The sequence below is a fragment of the Bacillus paralicheniformis genome (assembly GCF_002993925.1).
GTDB classification, from domain to species: Bacteria; Bacillota; Bacilli; order Bacillales; family Bacillaceae; genus Bacillus; species Bacillus paralicheniformis.
Genome location: NZ_CP023665.1, coordinates 422,510 through 437,219, shown reverse-complemented (window position 1 = coordinate 437,219; position 14,710 = coordinate 422,510). Strand labels below are relative to the sequence as shown.

Below are 14,710 nucleotides of genomic sequence, written 5' to 3'. Positions count from 1 at the left end.
GAACGGAAAATCACTGAACTGTCTCCTCCTAAACGGTATCTTGAAATACTTTCGGTGTTCCATACAAAAAAGCAGGCTGAGTTTCGCCTGCTACACGGTTTTTGAAAGCCCGATCGTCCGCTCGATGATGATCAGCGCGATCACTGAAACTGTGATAAAAATAACCGAAATCGCATTAACACTCGGATCAAACGTCTGGTCAATATAGCTGAACGTGCGCACCGGTACAGGCGTGACAGCAGGTGAAGAAACAAACAGACTGATTGATACTTCCCCGAATGACGTCACAGCGGCAAAAACGGCTCCCGCAATGATTCCCGGTTTAATGAGCGGCAAGGTAACATGAAAAAAAGTATACCATGGACCTGCGCCAAGATTCATGGATGCCAGTTCAAGCTTCGGATCCACGTTCGCCATGCTGACGCCGACCGTCCGTAAGACATACGGAAGGCTGATCAGCATATGCCCGGCGGCCAGGCCGGCAAATGTGCCGTTTACCCCAAGCATTGTCAATAAATAGAGAAATGACACGCCTAATGCGATTTGAGGAATCATCAACGGCGATAAAATAAAAGCCTGAATGCCCTGTTTTCCAGGAAAGTTCAGCCGCGCCAATGCATAAGCTGCAACTGTTCCGAGGATCACCGCAAGAGGCGTTACAACGAGAAGCAGCATACCGCTGACCCAAATCGATTCCATCCAGCCGCTGCTGCTGAAAACTCCGGCAAACCAGCGCAGCGAGACGCCGGATGGCGGGAACTTCGGATATTCGTCCGGGCTGAAAGCCGACAGTATAATCACAAATACAGGCAGCGCCAAAAAAAGGTATACCAATAAACCCGCCGCCCAAACGCACACATCAATCCACTTTCCCCCAGACAAACGGCGCAATTGTCTACCCATTTATTCTCGCCTCCCAACGCTTTTGGAAAAAGCCAAGGATTCCAATAACCACGCTGACAACGGCTAATAAAGTAATCGACATAGCTGCTGCAAGAGGAAGATGAAAGACTTGCATGACCTGCTGATAGATTGATAACGGCAGCAGCGGCTGCATCCTTCCGCCGACGAGAAGAGGCGTAATATAGCTTCCGGCCGAAAGCGAAAACACGATCATTGCTCCTGTCAGCAATCCTGGAACCGTCATTGGCAAGGTCACGAAAAAAAATGTCCGAAGCCTCCCCGCTCCAAGGCTCATCGAAGCAAATTTAAGATCCGGTTTCATTTCGCTTAAAGAACCGGCAAGCGGCAGCACAGCAAACGGCAGCATAACCTGGACATATGCGATGATGACGGCGTTCATATTCCATAAAAGCGGCAGGGGCTTTTCAATCAGCTTCAAGCTGATAAGCGCCTCATTGACGATCCCGTTTTGCGAAAGCAGCACAATCCAGGAAAACGTCCGAATGACAACACTGGTCAGTAAAGGAGAAACAAGCAATATATAAAACAAAGCCCGCAGCCTGCCGGTCGGCGCCTTAACGAGTAAATATGCTGCCGGATACGCCATCACAAGGCATAATACAGTGGTCTTCAACGCCGTCCAAAGCGTTATACCGATGGTTTTCAAATAAATGTCCGAAGAGAACACTTCGACATATTGAGAAAAACTGTACGTATCGAGCGTATTCATCATAGCGTCCACGTCTCTGAAACTTAATAACAGCAGCAGAACAAGCGGCAACACGAGAAAAACGCCGAGAAATAAAAGGACGGGAACAAGCAAAACCCAATAAAACCGTTTTTGTTCAAGAGCACCCATCTGCATCCTCCTTTACATCGAGCGGAACAAAATCGTCCGGATCCAAAGAAAGATACACTTGATCCCCCGCCTTCGGCAATCTTGGAAATTGAGGATCGGGCGCCTGAATGATCCATTCTCCTTTGAAAACAGCGGCTTTCAGCCTGAGAGCATGCCCGGCATAACTGACTTCCGTTATCGTTGCAGGCATTTCAATCAGCCTGTTCTTCTGTTTCTCGAAAGAGACTGAGATTCTCTCGGGCCGCACCATGAACAATACAGAGGATTTTTTTAAGAGATTCCGGCTGATTTCAAAAGTCAGCGGAACACCTTCATATATTTCAAAATCGACCGCTTCATAGCCATAAACGCCTGATGAAGGCTGTATCTTCGACGCACGCGCTTTCAGCAAATTGACCTGTCCGATAAATTCGGCGACAAATTGATTAGCAGGCGTGCGGTACACGTCCAACGGAGTGCCGAGCTGCTGAAGCCTGCCGCAGCCGAGGATTCCAATTCTGTCTGATAAGCTTAAAGCCTCCTCCTGATCGTGCGTCACTAAAATCGTTGTAATACCGACGCGCTTTTGGATGCTGCGCAGCTCCGTCTGCATTTCTTTTCGAAGTTTCGCATCCAAGTTGCTCAGCGGCTCGTCTAGCAATAGCACAGACGGCTGAATCGCCAATGCCCGGGCAATCGCCACCCGCTGCTGCTGGCCCCCGCTCAGCTGACGGGGCATGCGATTAGCAAACGCTTCAAGCCTGACAAGGGCGAGGCTTTCCATCACCCGTTCTTCAATCTTGCGGCGGGGCCATTTTCGAACTTTCAATCCGTATGCAACATTGTCAAATACGCTGAGATGCGGGAATAAAGCATAATCCTGAAAAACCATTCCAATATGTCGGTCGTATGGCGGCAAATCAGTTACATCTCTTCCTCCTATATATACAAACCCTGACGTCGGTTCAAGGAACCCGGCAATGATATGAAGGAGCGTTGACTTTCCGCAGCCGCTCGGACCGAGGAGAGAGAAAAATTCCCCTTCTTTGACTTCAAGCTGTACGTCTTCCAATGCGATGGTGTTTCCGAAATGCCGGCTGACATGCTGAATCTGAATTGCGCTCATGTTTGTCACCTATTTTCCGCCAAGTACTTGATTCCAGCGATTTGTCCAATCGCCTAGATCTTTTGCCGCGACTTCATAGTCAACCCATTTTAAATTCCTGTAATAGTCCTCCCCTACTTTAATCTTTCCTTTTAATTTATCGCTGTATTTCACTTTTTTATTGGCCATGCCGTAAAATGTTCTATCGGCAAAATCTCCTTGCACTTTTGGACTGAGCAGGTGATTTAACAGCTTGTATGCGTTATCCTGATTAGGGCTTCCTTTCATCAAAGCCCAGCTTGCAACTGCTGCGACGGCACCTTCCTCGGGATATGCAAATCCCAGGTCAAGACCGGCGTCCTGCAAAGAAAAAGCGCGTCCGTCCCAAAACGGGACAACCCATGCATCCCCGCGTTCCAAAAGTGTTTGTATCGAGCCCGGATTATCGGGATAGGCTGTTATGTTGTTCTTTAAATCCGTCAAACTGTTGAACGCTTTATCCACGTCTTTCCCATTTGACTCCAGGCCGCCCTGGGCATTGATTAATCCTACAAAAAACTGAAGTCCCGCCGAATAAGCCGGCGATGATATGGCCACATGACCTTTATAGCTGCTGTTCCAAAGATCCGTCCAGCGTTTAGGCTCCTGCGGTACAAGGTCCTTTCGGTAGACAATTCCGAGCTGCCCCATACTGAAACCGGCCGCATACTGCTTTCCATCATCAGTGAAGCGTTTCTGAACGGAATGATACAGATCGCGGACATTCGGAACCTTTTCCTGATCAATCGGCGCCAGTAATCCCGCCGACTGTGCCCTGTGAATCGTATCCGGCTGCAGGATTAAGAGATCATACGGAGCATTTCTGCCATTTGCAGCTTTGAGCTTTGTAAACCACTCAGAGTCTGTCCCTGCGACGACTTTGACCTTCAGCCCTGTTTCTTTTTCAAAAGATTCGAGGCTAGGCTTAATATGTTTTTCCCAATCGCCTCCATAGACGCCGATAACGACTGTATCTGATTGTTTGCTTTCCTGACTACCTTTTCCGCCGCAGCCCGAAAGAAGGAGCACCGCTACAAGAGACAGAATAAATAAAGCAGAAATTTTACTTTTCATTGTCATCTCACCATTCCCGTGTTATTTTTGCCAGCCAGTTTTTCCACAGCGGCCGCAACATCGCCTTTGCTGATCGAACCGTTATGTTCTTTTGAAAAATAACGGTGGACTAGATGTTTAACATGTGATCTTTGATGAGCCGGAAACTGTCGCAGAATCCGGGCCAATGTGCTGCTGGCTTCCTCTGTCCAGCACCGTTCGTATTCTTCTCTAGCAAGCCCGAAATCCCAATGTTTCCGAGGTTCGCCTGCTTTCTTTTTTCTGATTTCAGCTGTTTCTTCCAGATCAATAATGAATGAGCCTGCATCGTTTTCTTTTACAGCCGCGCCGTATTGATGGTATGCCGCTTCCGGGCTCAGCAAGCCCGATTCAACTTCCCTCAAAATCGATTCAGCTTCCCGGCTGTATGGATCTCCCCAGCCTCCGCCGCCAGGCGAATGAATGCTGATAACATCCCCTTTGTTGAGCTTTAAAACGTCGATCTTCGAAATCGTTTTCTCCTGAGGCTGCTCCGGATAAAGACGCACCCGTCCGAGCTCTCCTGCCGTTCCCCCGGCGAGCCCCCACGGATGAAATCGCATTCTCTCCATCCCTCTTGCGGTCACAATCGATTCTGGCGCCGTCGCTTCAAACTCCAGTCCGATTGCATGGCCGCCCCTGTGAAAACCGGCTCCGGCGGTATCTTTAATCAGCTCATAGCGGCGGACATGGATGTCAATGTGCTGTTCAAGGCTTTCAATCGGCGTATTTTTCAAAAATCCGGATGCATGGTCAATACCGTCTGCTCCGTCCATGTCATGCTGGCCGCCTCCTCCGCCTCCCATCGGTTCGACCACGGACATCTTCCGGCCGCCCTTTGATTCGTCGGGAACCGACAGTACGACAATCGCTGACTGACCGGCGCCTGCTGCAGGCACAGCTTTCGGAAGCGCCTTGGCCAAAGCGCCCAGTACGGCATTATAAAGTCTCATCGTAATCGAATGACGAATTCCGACGGCCGCTGGATATTCCGGATGAACCAGTGTACCTTTCGGAGCGATGACTTTGATCGGCCTTGTCAGTCCCCCGTTAACCGGAATATACGGGTCTTCACTTATGATAAAGTTGATCAGGCCCTGAAATAGAAATGAATGTTTGCTTCCATTAGTGACAAGGTTAAATGCGGTTTTCACCTGGGGATCACAGTCTGAAAAGTCCAATGTGATTTCCCCTCCCGAGACGTTTGCCGTAACAGCCAAGCGGATCGGAACGTCAGAAATCATATCGTCATCAAGATAATCTGAAAAACTGTATGTGCCTTCCGGAATCCCGCTGATAACCCGGCCGGCTCTCATAGCTGCTTGTTCGAGCAAATCATACATTCCTTGTTGGACCGCTTCTTTTCCAAACTTGCCGACCATCTCTGTCAATCGGTTCTCCGCCGTATTGACCGCGGCCACCATCGCATGAATATCCCCTTCATTTAAGTCGGGAACCCTGCTGTTTGCCCGCAGCACATTCAATATATCGCGATTTTCTCTTCCCGCTTTGTAAATTCTCACCGGCGGTATCCTCAGGCCTTCCTGATGGATGTCTGTCGCTGTCGGCGAAATGCTTGCCGGAACAAGGCCGCCGACATCGCTGCAATGGACAAAACACCACGCGTAACTGATGACCTCGCCCTCCATGAAAATCGGCTTCACTACATGTATATCAGGCAAGTGGGTCGCTAATCCGTCCGTTGTATAGGGATCATTTGTGAGGATAATGTCTCCCGGTTCAAATGGGCCGCTTTCTTCGATGATCCGTTTTAATGAAAGGCCTAAAAAAATCGTGACGCCGACCGTTTTCGGATAAACGAAAAACTCCCCTTCCGGCGTCGCAAGCGCAGTAGCGAAATCAGCTGACTCTTTTACAAATGTGGTAAAGGACGTCCGTTCAATAACGTGTCCCATTCCCGCGGCTATCGCGTTAAAGTAGCTTCTCATCATTTCCAGCCGGGCAGGATCTGTGCGCATGGTCAGCTCTCCTTCCGTTCAATGATCAAATTTCCGGCATGATCAGTTTTTCCGCTCCAATTTGGCAAAATCAGCGTCGTTGTATCATCTTGCTCAACAATGGCCGGCCCATTTATTCTCTGACCGCAACTTAAATCTGAACGTTGGTATACAGCGGTTTGATATGTACCGCCTTTTATGATGATCTTTCTTTGGCTGACCGGTTCAGCCTCGGGCAGATCACTTCGGCCTCCTTTACCGCCTGGCGGCTTCGGTGTCTTGCCTATGATGCGGACGCGTATATTCATCAACTCAATGCTTGCTTTCTCATCGCTGTGTCCATATTGCTTTTCATGTAAGAGGTGAAAGGAGTCCGCGATTTCACTCGTGCTTTTGCCTTCCAGGCATTCCGGTGAAACAAGGAGCTCAATTTCGTATGCCTGACCTTTATAACGGGCATCAAGCAAGTAAAGAAGAGAGGTTTCCGGCAGCATCTCCGCCTGCTGTTTCCGCAGCCATGTTTCCGCTTGCTCTTGCAGCCTTACAAACTCCGCTTTTAACTCGGCCGTTTTTATTTGTTCAAGCAGCACCTGTCTTGAACATACAGCATCATAAATAAAATCCGCCGTCAGTGCGCCCAAAGCGGACAAGGTTCCCGGATGCGGCGGGATCAGCACATTTTTGGCCTGAATTTCCTCAGCTAAAAAATTAGCAGTGACCGGTCCTGCGCCTCCAAAGGCCATGAGGCTGAATTCACGCGGGTCAAACCCGTTTTGCTCCATAACATTGCTTAGTTCCGTGTACATATTGGCAAGCGCAACCTGAATCATCTGATCCGCGGCCTGCTCCACATCTGTGCCTAAATATTCGGCAACCGGGAGGAGCGCTTTTTCGGATCTTTCCCGGTACAGTTTCATATTTCCTGATGCAAACCGGTTTGGATTTAAATAATGACATATAAGAAACGCATCTGTAAGTGCGGCCTTTGTTCCTTTTCCGTAACAAGCCGGCCCCGGATCAGATCCAACTGACTCCGGTCCTACTTTCAAGAGACCGCCGCTGTCAATCCATGCCACCGACCCTCCGCCAGCACCGATCGAATACATCGCTACAGACGGAATCGTAATCGGAAATCCAGAGATTTGATTTGACTGTGTAAAAGTCGGCTCCCCTTCTTCAACAATCGAAATATCCGCGCTAGTTCCTCCGACATCAAATGTGATGATATTCGCCTCTCCGGCGGTTTCCGCCGTTCTGATGGCACCGATGACCCCTGCTGCCGGTCCGGAAAAAAGCGTTTTGACAGGTGCCTCGGCAGCCGATTCAATGTCCATCAGTCCTCCGTTAGACTGGGTGATAAACGGCTGCGCTGAAATTCCTTCCAGGGCGAGCCTCTCTTTCAGCGTTCGAAAGTAGTGATGGACATTCGGTTTGATGTATAGGTTTGCGACGGCCATAACCGTCCGTTCGTATTCCCTCATTTGCGGCCAAAGCTCCGCAGACGTTGCAACCTCAAGCTCAGGTGCTATTTGTCTGATCCGTTCTGCAGCCTGGCGTTCATGAAGCGGATTCCGATAGCTGTGCAAAAAAGAAACAACGATTCCTTTTAATCCTTTTCTTAAAACTTGTCCAACCGCCTCATCGATCTCTTCCTTATGGAGCGGCAGCTTTTCAGAGCCGTCATAAAGCATTCTTTCTTGAATGGGAAACACGTTTTTCCGGGGAATAAGGGGCTCCGGCATTCTCGATCTAAAATCGTACGGTATCGGAAGCCGGAGGCGTTGAAGCGAAAGAATATCACGGAAACCTTCGGTTACGAATAAAGCAATATCAGCCCCTTTGCGTTGTAATAATGTGTTCAAACCGATTGTCATGCCGTGTACGAAGTGATGAATTTCTGAAGGGTGAACACCCTGGGTCTTCAAGAGAGCCAAACCGTTGATGATCCCTTGGGCCGGATCTTCGGGAACGGTCGGCGTTTTAACTGCGGTCATGCTCCCGTCCGCCTGGTTTAACAATGTAAGATCGGTAAAAGTTCCTCCAATATCAATTCCAAGCCGGTAACCTTCTTCATTCAATCCCGATCCCCCCTTTTAAAAATATCCTTTTTTAAAAATATTTTACTATTATACTAATCAAGCATGAGAAAGTAGTCAATTATGTTTAATTACAATATTCCGAGTCTTTTTTATTTAATATTTAATTTTAAGATACCATATCATCACATTTTCAATTGTGTTGTTCACAGTATTTCACATTTTTAGTTGTCTGCTTTTCTTCAGTCCGACGACACAACTCCGCCATAAAAGGGACTAATTAACTATTAAATCAAAAGTCTCCTATCACGACAAAAAGCCTAAAGAGCTTACAAATTTGATCACAAAGATTCATTTTCATGGATATTCAGGATTTATTGCCCAATCCCCTGTGACAAAGTGGTACACTCTGTACTATATAAGTCGCAGGAAGGGCAGATTTCCAATGAAAGTCTACGAAGCGGAAACCCTATTATCAGCTATGAAGCAAAGATCTGATGAATATAAAAACTTGAGAGAACAGCTCGTCAGCTTAAAACAATCGTTAAACAGCGTCACAGAACTTGATGAGTTCCAAGGAAAAGGCGCTGATGCCATTAAAGCGTTTTACAGAGACCAATCAGGGATCGTAGACGGCTGGCTGGATTTAGCTGATATGCAGATTCAGTTTCTGAATGGTGTATCTGCTGCGGCCGAAAATGCCGGACTTTCAGAGGACACATTCGTTGATGTTCAATTTCTTGAACAGGAGCTTGCAAATGTCCACATTCACTCTCAAAACATGGTCTCTGCACAGCAACAAGAACTGTCGAATATTTTAGGACAGATTGATGATTTAATATCGCTACAGCCATTCTCTTCCGATGAAATCAAACAGCAGCTCGATGCTGCAAACCAAAACAGAAAAGACACGATTAAAGCTGTCGAGGATCTTGACGGGCTGCTCAAAAGAGAATACTCGGCCTCTGAGCAAATTCAGCAAATGATCCAGTCCGACTACTCCGCCTTGATCGACGCAACAGGAAAAGGGAAAAATGCATCTCCGCTAAACTACAATTCACATATCTATCAAAACAGCGAAGTCTACAAACTGAAACAGCGTATGCATCAAGAGGCCAGAAGCTACATCGCAAATAAACAAAAACAGTATGAAACAAAAAAAGCCGAAAAAGCAGAGGAACTTTAGGCTTTCAAATTGTTTAAAACCCCGTTTTCACAACGGGGTTTTTTGTTCATCTTGTCAAAACGTCTCCGTCTTAACCGATATGTATTTACTGGTGAAACAAAAAGGGGAATGCAGTGAAGAGCAAACGATTTAAGTTGAAATTGGGGACAAAAATTAATCTTCTCGCGTTGACAAAATCCCAAAACGACTTTTAGTTTTGGGATTTTGTCATCCTTTCAGCGTGACCCGCATCCCTTACAGTCTAGGAAGGCCGAGCATCGGAGAAGACTTTCACAGGATATAATGACGCGGTATTCAGGCAGGACGCCTCAGAACGTCAGCCTCCCGATCCTCCTTCTATTCGTCAGACCGACTTAGCAGGCCTGACAACGACTGCGAGGGTTTGTCGACACGCTGGGCTGTCGTTAAAACGGCTGCTTCATCTTTTTCGCCGTACAGGAAGTCAAGTCGCCGATAATATCTTCTGCACGCTCATACGGCTGATCAATTTGCAACATCTTCCTCAGAACGGATGTAAACCCGGACGATAGGCAGAGTTCTTCTTCCCAGCTTTTTTCTTCCTCGCCGGACGGAGTAAACTCGGAGTACAGGAGAAACAATGCGAAATGTCCCAGCGCATAAAAGTCACTTTTGACGGAAACAGCACGCATCAGCCTTTTTTCCGGGTGCCGGTCATCAACACGTTCTCTTTCAGTCAGATGGCATGCTAGTCCGAAATCTATAATGCGGATCGTTCCTCCGCTCACAATCAAATTGGGAATCCTTAAATCGCGGTGAATAATCCCTCTCCTGTGAAGAAATGAAACGCTGTGAAGCACTTCCTTCAATATGCTGATCGTTTGCTGTTCATCAAAGACATGTCCATCATAAAAGAGCAAATCTTCAAAGGTTTTTCCTTCGATATATTCCATTACGATAAACCGCTCGCCGGCCGCTTGAAGCACCTCATATATACGGGGCGCGGCAGGCAGATCCAATTCCCGCAAAATTTCAGCCTCGCGGTTGAAAGACCTCCGGCCGGCTGATGTCCATGCTTTTGTCTTTCTCTGCTGCTTGATGACGCGGAAACCGGATCTCCCAAGTTCTTCGGCAAGATATGTGATACCGTAGCTGCCCATCCCGAGCACACGGTTGATTCGATATCTCCCCTCCAAGACGGTTCCTTTTTTGAGCGGGCGGTCAAACAGCCATCTCATCAATGTTTTCACGCGATTTAGCTGCTGCCGAAAAATTTCTTATGCTTTCTTTTGTAATGGTGATGACCGTACCCTTTTCTTTTATAATCGCTGCTGCTGTATTTTTTGTATGATTTCCGTCCGTAGTCACTGCTGCTGTATCGTCGGTTTTTACCGTTTTGAAGTGCCTTCAATAGCTTACGAAGCAACTCAGTCAGCTCCTTTTCTGTCTTGTATTTCATATCATTCGCGCAGGAAAGCTTGATAAAGGGGGCTCGAAAGTTTTTCTTCCATATGAGAAATTTAAATTTTGAACCTCTAAAACCTTCTAAACGAACCGGAAAAATTTTAAAAAAAGGCGATATGATAGACTAAAATTCAGCTTTTCAGGAGGAAAAACCTATTAATCTCCCCTTTATTTCTCAAATCATTTTTACGATAATAAAGTTGTATTTACTTCCGGCCCGCTGCGGCTGAGTGATTCAACTTATAAGAAAGCAGGACAACACGAATGGACAAAATTAAATCTTTGCTGATCACCTTGCTCGCCGTCGCCGTCGTGATCATCGGCATTATATCCGGCGATTTTTTCACTTCAGAACACCAGCCTTCAGGCCGGCAAAACGGCTCAGACTATGATGAAGTGCTGATTTTCCCGTCGGACCGCTATCCTGAAACAGGCGCGCACATTCGAAAGGCCATCAAGAAAGGGCATTCTAAAATCTGTACGATCGACAGGGACGGAGCCGACGAACGCCGAAAGGAATCGTTAAAAGATGTTCCTTCCAAATCGGGCTATGACCGCGACGAGTGGCCGATGGCCATGTGCGAAGAAGGCGGAACAGGTGCTTCCGTCGAGTATATCAGTCCTTCTGATAACCGTGGAGCAGGATCTTGGGTGGGCAATCAGGTAAGCGATTATCCGGACGGCACGAAAATACTTTTCAAGATTAAATAACACTGGAGGTACGTTCTTTGATCAAAAAGTGGGAAGCAGAAGAAATGACGATGTCATACCATCAGTTTACCGTTTATCAAAAAGGCGGAAAGCCGCCCGTTATGGATTGGACAGACGAGGATATTAAAAGAGGCTACACAGCGGGAGAACACGCGGTCTCGTTTGAAGCTCTCGATAATACGGCATCATTAGTAGAAGTTCGTTTGAATGTCCAGGAACAGGTTCCCTCCTTTAACAGGCGCGTCACCGTTTCTTTCGACGTGCTTCATGGCGGGGTCGAAATTGCAAGCGTCCTATCCAAGAAATTGTCATGCGACATCCCGCAAGGCGTCTATCAGCTGACATGCTATACGATTATGCCTGATCAAAGCAGCACTGCGAAGATCACCTATATTCTCGATTTTAAACAGGCCTGATCAAAGAATAAAGGCGCCGGTGTCACCGGCGCCCTTCTCCTAAAGCTCTTCCCCGTTTGTCTGAATGACATTTTGGTACCAGTAAAAGCTGTCTTTTTTAATCCTCTTCAAGTCCTTTACATTCTCTTCATCACGATTAATATAAACGAAACCGTATCTCTTCTGGTAGCCGTTCAGCCAGCTCAATAAATCTGTAAAAGACCAGCTGCAGTAGCCGATTAAATCGACTCCGTCGTTTAAAGCCTGTCTGCACTGTTCAAGATGCGCACGCAAGTAGGCAATTCTGTAATCATCATGAATTGTGCCGTCATTTTCAACCTTATCGAATTCCCCAAGCCCGTTTTCCGTTATGAAAAGCGGAAGCCCGTAGCGGCTGGAAATCCTGCGAAGCCCGATTCTTAGACCGATCGGGTCAATGGCCCAATCCCAATTCGATGTCTCAAGATGAGGATTCCTCTTTGTTTTGTATAAACCGGGCATACCTGTTTCCTGGTTGCTGCCCTTTTGGCCGGTCGTATTCATCTTTCCTTCCGCTACTCCGTCTAGAGGATTCATTTCATATGTGATGGTTTGATAATAATTCACACCGACGAAATCAGGTTTTCCTTTTGCTAAAAGCTCCATATCCCCCTCCTCAATTGTCGGCGCCCAGCCTTTTTCCTTCAGATATTTCAAAGGAATGCCCGGATATGTTCCCCGGCAATACACATCAAGCCACCAATAATTTGTAAATTCCTCAGCATTTTCGAAAGCGAGGATATCATCCGGACGGCTGGAGAGCGGATATGCAGGCGAATAAGCAAAACTCGGTCCGATTTTTCCATCGGGAACATACCGGCGAAAAGAATCGATTGCCTTTGCATTCGCCAGAAATGCAATATGGTTAGCCTCATAGAAGCGTTTCCTGTCCTTCACACCCGGAGGATGCATCGCTGTGATAAAGGCATGATTAAAATTGTAATTTTGCTCGTTAAGGGACACCCAATATTTGACCCTGTCCCCATACCGCTTATAGAGCGTAACGCAATACGTATTGAAATCCTCTATAATCCTTCTGGATTCAAAGCCGCCGTATTCATCCATTAAAGCCTGGGGAAGATCCCAATGATAAAGCGTCAAAACGGGTTCAATATCATGAGCAAGGAGCTCATTAATCAAGTCATCGTAAAATCTCAAGCCCGCTTCATTGACTTCTCCCCTGCCTTGGGGAAAAATCCTCGGCCAGCTGACTGAAAAACGGTATGCTTTTAACCCCATCTCGGCCATTAAAGCAACATCTTCTTTAAAACGGTGGTAATGGTCGACCGCAATGTCTCCATTGCTTCCTTTAAACGTTTTGCCGGGAATCTTTGTGAACACATCCCAAACCGAGAGGCCTTTGCCGTCTTCCTTCCAGGCCCCTTCGATCTGATAGGCTGCTGAAGCTGATCCCCATAGGAAATGGTTTGGAAATGGGCGTAATTGCTGATGAATCATATTGCTCAACTCCTGTTTCGTATTTTGATCCGGATGCACTTTATCATATCCTATGAAACGCGTTTCAGATCAAACATCATCTAAAAACAGCTCCGCCAGAAGCTTTTCCCGGTGCTGAAGAAAATACTTGGTTAAGGTGTAATGATCCGTATCCTCATAGTTCACTTCAGTGATTTGTTCACCATCAAAACTGAAGATGTCGGCTTCCGGATACCCTAATAAAATGGGGGAGTGAGAGGCGATAATAAACTGAGCTTGGTTTGATTTCGTCAAATCATGAAGAATTTTCAAAAATGCCAGCTGTCTTGCCGGGGATAAAGCAGCTTCAGGCTCATCGAGAAGATAGATTCCCTTCTCTTTAAAACGATGTTTGAAAAGCGATAAAAAAGATTCACCGTGTGATTGCTCGTGAAGAGATCTGCCTCCGTAGCCTCGAAAACCGGTGATGTCTACTTCATCAATATGAGTAGCAAAATGATAAAAAGATTCGGCGCGCAGAAAAAAGCCGTTTGTTACTTTAGGAAGCCATGACAATCTGATATAGTCTCCCAAATCCGAACCGGAACCGTACACTTCATATGTATTATTTCTTCCCCCGCCAGCCGTGTTAAATTCGCATTTATCTGCGATTGCTTCAAGCAGCGTCGATTTGCCTGATCCGTTTTCCCCCACAAAAAATGTTACGTTTTTTTGAAACGTCAGTTCTTTTAAATGTTGAATAGCAGGAATTGAAAATGGATATTTTGCATAAGAAGGAACTTTTTCCCGAAGTAAAGTCAGCTTTTTTAAAAACATGCGAGCACCCCCTGCTTTGGTTATACTCAACTGTATCACGTTTTCTTAGAGGATAACGAAAAAAGAGGTTTGCGCCTGAGCACAAACCTCTTGACTTAAATCGAAAATACTTCTTTTAAATGGGCGTCCAAATCAGCTAAATATTGATCTACTTGCGGATTGCTGATGACATCATGGACAGAGAATGTTTTTAAAGGCTTCATGCCGACGAATTCCTGCATTTTGTGCAAATGAAAGAGCGCTTCATCAAGACTTTTACCTTCGAAGAATGTCCCCTCTTTGGAGAATACATCCTTGGGCGCGTTCCATGTGGTTGAAAACATATACTTTTTGTCTGTAAACAGCCCGCCTCTGCCGTAGTCTTCAGACCCTTGATAAAAAAGCCCGTACTCATAAATTTCATCAATATATTTTTTAAATAAAGCAGGAACACTGAACCAGTAAACAGGCGTCTGATAAATAACAGCATCAGCCCACTTGAATTTCTCGTGCTCCTCAGGGATTTGATATCCGTCTGCCACCACTGTTTTTTTCACTTCATATTTTTCACCCAGCTTGTCCGCCAACGCTGTAAAAATAGTGTGATTAAGCTGTCCTCTTGCATGGGGATAGGCTTCATGTCCGTTGATGATTAAAATATTTTTCATCTTTTCTTATCCTCCTTGTGTTTCAATTTACCAATATCTTTATGATTCCATCTTTCACCTTAAAAAGTAAAGCAGGTTGCACTATC

General features: G+C 46.5%; 14 protein-coding genes. 3 read left to right on the top strand and 11 right to left on the bottom strand.

What is annotated here, in order from left to right:
* Positions 1-90: 90 nt before the first annotated feature.
* The 6 genes from CP943_RS02385 to CP943_RS02360 are packed head-to-tail and all read right to left on the bottom strand — an operon-like array spanning position 91 to position 8,013.
* On the bottom strand, positions 91-903 hold the full coding sequence (locus tag CP943_RS02385) for an ABC transporter permease (protein WP_023855666.1): 813 nt from the start codon (positions 901-903) through the stop codon (positions 91-93).
* Positions 896-1,762: an ABC transporter permease gene (locus tag CP943_RS02380; protein WP_025810784.1), complete on the bottom strand. Its 867-nt coding sequence runs from the start codon at positions 1,760-1,762 to the stop codon at positions 896-898. Before CP943_RS02380 ends, CP943_RS02385 begins: the two co-directional genes overlap by 8 nt.
* Positions 1,749-2,867, bottom strand: a complete 1,119-nt coding sequence (locus CP943_RS02375) for an ABC transporter ATP-binding protein (protein ID WP_020450102.1) — start codon at positions 2,865-2,867, stop codon at positions 1,749-1,751. The genes CP943_RS02380 and CP943_RS02375 overlap by 14 nt, the downstream gene beginning before the upstream one ends.
* Positions 2,868-2,876: 9 nt before the next feature.
* On the bottom strand, positions 2,877-3,965 hold the full coding sequence (locus CP943_RS02370) for an ABC transporter substrate-binding protein (protein WP_020450101.1): 1,089 nt from the start codon (positions 3,963-3,965) through the stop codon (positions 2,877-2,879).
* Positions 3,962-5,956 (bottom strand): hydantoinase B/oxoprolinase family protein, encoded by a 1,995-nt coding sequence (locus CP943_RS02365; RefSeq protein WP_059230696.1) that lies wholly within the window; start codon positions 5,954-5,956, stop codon positions 3,962-3,964. Before CP943_RS02365 ends, CP943_RS02370 begins: the two co-directional genes overlap by 4 nt.
* A 2-nt stretch (positions 5,957-5,958) precedes the next feature.
* On the bottom strand, positions 5,959-8,013 hold the full coding sequence (locus tag CP943_RS02360) for a hydantoinase/oxoprolinase family protein (protein ID WP_020450099.1): 2,055 nt from the start codon (positions 8,011-8,013) through the stop codon (positions 5,959-5,961).
* A 403-nt stretch (positions 8,014-8,416) separates the two neighbouring features.
* Between CP943_RS02360 and CP943_RS02355 the strand changes: the two genes are divergently transcribed.
* On the top strand, positions 8,417-9,157 hold the full coding sequence (locus CP943_RS02355) for a ribonuclease YeeF family protein (RefSeq protein ID WP_020450098.1): 741 nt from the start codon (positions 8,417-8,419) through the stop codon (positions 9,155-9,157).
* A gap of 404 nt (positions 9,158-9,561) precedes the next feature.
* Here the strand turns inward: CP943_RS02355 and CP943_RS02350 are convergent, their stop codons facing one another.
* On the bottom strand, positions 9,562-10,365 hold the full coding sequence (locus tag CP943_RS02350; RefSeq protein WP_025810788.1) for a serine/threonine protein kinase: 804 nt from the start codon (positions 10,363-10,365) through the stop codon (positions 9,562-9,564).
* Positions 10,366-10,370: 5 nt separating this feature from the next.
* Complete coding sequence (locus CP943_RS22380; RefSeq protein ID WP_023855671.1) at positions 10,371-10,541, bottom strand: hypothetical protein; 171 nt, start codon at positions 10,539-10,541, stop codon at positions 10,371-10,373.
* Positions 10,542-10,843: 302 nt separating this feature from the next.
* Between CP943_RS22380 and CP943_RS02345 the strand changes: the two genes are divergently transcribed.
* Both CP943_RS02345 and CP943_RS02340 read left to right on the top strand, forming a co-directional pair.
* Entirely contained in the window at positions 10,844-11,290 is a 447-nt protein-coding gene (locus CP943_RS02345) for a NucA/NucB deoxyribonuclease domain-containing protein (protein ID WP_020450096.1), read from the top strand.
* A 17-nt stretch (positions 11,291-11,307) separates the two neighbouring features.
* Positions 11,308-11,706 carry a competence protein ComJ gene (locus tag CP943_RS02340; protein ID WP_023855672.1) on the top strand — a complete coding sequence of 133 codons (399 nt, stop codon included), beginning with the start codon at positions 11,308-11,310 and terminating at the stop codon, positions 11,704-11,706.
* A gap of 39 nt (positions 11,707-11,745) precedes the next feature.
* Here CP943_RS02340 and CP943_RS02335 read toward each other — a convergent pair whose 3' ends face one another.
* The 3 genes from CP943_RS02335 to CP943_RS02325 form a co-directional block, all read right to left on the bottom strand.
* Positions 11,746-13,182 carry a glycoside hydrolase family 1 protein gene (locus CP943_RS02335; RefSeq protein WP_020450094.1) on the bottom strand — a complete coding sequence of 479 codons (1,437 nt, stop codon included), beginning with the start codon at positions 13,180-13,182 and terminating at the stop codon, positions 11,746-11,748.
* A 69-nt stretch (positions 13,183-13,251) separates the two neighbouring features.
* A complete protein-coding gene (locus tag CP943_RS02330) occupies positions 13,252-13,977 on the bottom strand; it encodes an AAA family ATPase (RefSeq protein WP_020450093.1) in 726 nt (241 codons plus the stop codon).
* Positions 13,978-14,072: 95 nt separating this feature from the next.
* Entirely contained in the window at positions 14,073-14,624 is a 552-nt protein-coding gene (locus CP943_RS02325; protein ID WP_035337275.1) for an NAD(P)H-dependent oxidoreductase, read from the bottom strand.
* Between the last annotated feature and the right edge of the window lie 86 nt (positions 14,625-14,710).

What these genes read in the sequence shown, in the direction of transcription:
- CP943_RS02385 (WP_023855666.1), bottom strand. Translation starts at nt 903, where the DNA reads ATGGGTAGACAATTGCGCCGTTTGTCTGGGGGAAAGTGGATTGATGTG.
- CP943_RS02380 (WP_025810784.1), bottom strand. Translation starts at nt 1,762, where the DNA reads ATGGGTGCTCTTGAACAAAAACGGTTTTATTGGGTTTTGCTTGTTCCC.
- CP943_RS02375 (WP_020450102.1), bottom strand. Translation starts at nt 2,867, where the DNA reads ATGAGCGCAATTCAGATTCAGCATGTCAGCCGGCATTTCGGAAACACC.
- CP943_RS02370 (WP_020450101.1), bottom strand. Translation starts at nt 3,965, where the DNA reads ATGACAATGAAAAGTAAAATTTCTGCTTTATTTATTCTGTCTCTTGTA.
- CP943_RS02365 (WP_059230696.1), bottom strand. Translation starts at nt 5,956, where the DNA reads ATGCGCACAGATCCTGCCCGGCTGGAAATGATGAGAAGCTACTTTAAC.
- CP943_RS02355 (WP_020450098.1), top strand. Translation starts at nt 8,417, where the DNA reads ATGAAAGTCTACGAAGCGGAAACCCTATTATCAGCTATGAAGCAAAGA.
- CP943_RS02345 (WP_020450096.1), top strand. Translation starts at nt 10,844, where the DNA reads ATGGACAAAATTAAATCTTTGCTGATCACCTTGCTCGCCGTCGCCGTC.
- CP943_RS02335 (WP_020450094.1), bottom strand. Translation starts at nt 13,182, where the DNA reads ATGATTCATCAGCAATTACGCCCATTTCCAAACCATTTCCTATGGGGA.
- CP943_RS02330 (WP_020450093.1), bottom strand. Translation starts at nt 13,977, where the DNA reads ATGTTTTTAAAAAAGCTGACTTTACTTCGGGAAAAAGTTCCTTCTTAT.
- CP943_RS02325 (WP_035337275.1), bottom strand. Translation starts at nt 14,624, where the DNA reads ATGAAAAATATTTTAATCATCAACGGACATGAAGCCTATCCCCATGCA.